The 956-nt window shown below is 75.7% G+C and carries 2 protein-coding genes; both read right to left on the bottom strand.

What is annotated here, in order from left to right; translation table 11 throughout:
* Positions 1-623: hypothetical protein (locus tag D450_RS31625; protein WP_206539677.1), on the bottom strand; the 623-nt coding region annotated here is incomplete at its 3' end.
* Positions 624-628: 5 nt separating this feature from the next.
* Positions 629-956 (bottom strand): hypothetical protein (locus D450_RS33845; protein ID WP_039821176.1); only part of this gene is annotated, 328 nt, incomplete at its 5' end.

Raw genomic sequence — 956 nt, 5'->3', positions numbered from 1 at the left:
AGGGCATGGATCAGGCCATCGATGATGACCACGCACGGGCGCGCGGCCGAGGGGGCCGTCTCTCGGTGCGTGATGTCGGCGCGCAGCGTCGACAGGTGCTCGGCCACGGCGTCGGATCCTACGGCGACGGTGAGCCGGTCGCCCTCGGTTGCCTGGTGCCACTGGTGCCGGGCGTCGAGTACCACCACGTCGGCGTCCCCGGCCGCGGCGACGTGTGCGGCCAGCAGGGACAGCAGGGATGTGGCCCCGCCCCCGGTAGGGGTGGTGTCCGATACCGGGGGCGGGGCCACCACAGCTACCGGCGCGGCGAGGTCCAGGGCCAGGGCGCGGCCGTCGTCGGTGGTGCCCAGGGGCGCCGAGGACCAGGTGCGCGGGGTCCCGGGCACCACCGGGCCGTGGTGGGTGGCGTGCCAGGTGTGGGGGTCGCCCCCGGCCTCGGGGGCGTAGACGACGCGGCGGCCGTTGACGCGCACGGTCGTGCCCCAGGCCCGGCGGTCGGGGCCCAGGTGGGCGGTGTTCCAGTCCTGGGCCACACCGTCGAGCGGACCCCCGGCGTAGGTGATGGCCACCGTTTCGCCCCGGGGCGCCTGTGGCGCCGGCGCGGGATCCTCGGGGGTGTCCATGCTGTTCACTCCGTTTCCGTCTCGACCGGTACCGACTCATCGGGGCGGTGCCAGACCAGCACGCCATCATCGGTGGTGACGGCCTCACGTCCGGCCCCCAGGCGCTCATACAGCGTCTCGGCCAGGCGCACGGCCGGCGCGGCGTCGCGCGCGGCCAGGCGCTCGGCCCAGCGCGCGGCCTCATACACGGTAGTGACCTCATCCCCGGTGATGGGCACCCCCAGGGCCACCGGCATGCGGGTGCTGTCGGCGCCCAGGCGGCGGCGCAGGTCGCGTAGCACCGCGTCGAGCGCATCGGCCTGGGCGTGCGGGGCGACGTCGGCCAGGCCGCGC

Origin of the sequence: Nocardiopsis halophila DSM 44494 (assembly GCF_000341245.1) — a bacterium.
Lineage (GTDB): Bacteria > Actinomycetota > Actinomycetes > Streptosporangiales > Streptosporangiaceae > Nocardiopsis_A > Nocardiopsis_A halophila.
The sequence above is the reverse complement of the archived record's forward strand: the minus strand, read 5'-3'. Positions and strand labels throughout refer to the sequence as shown.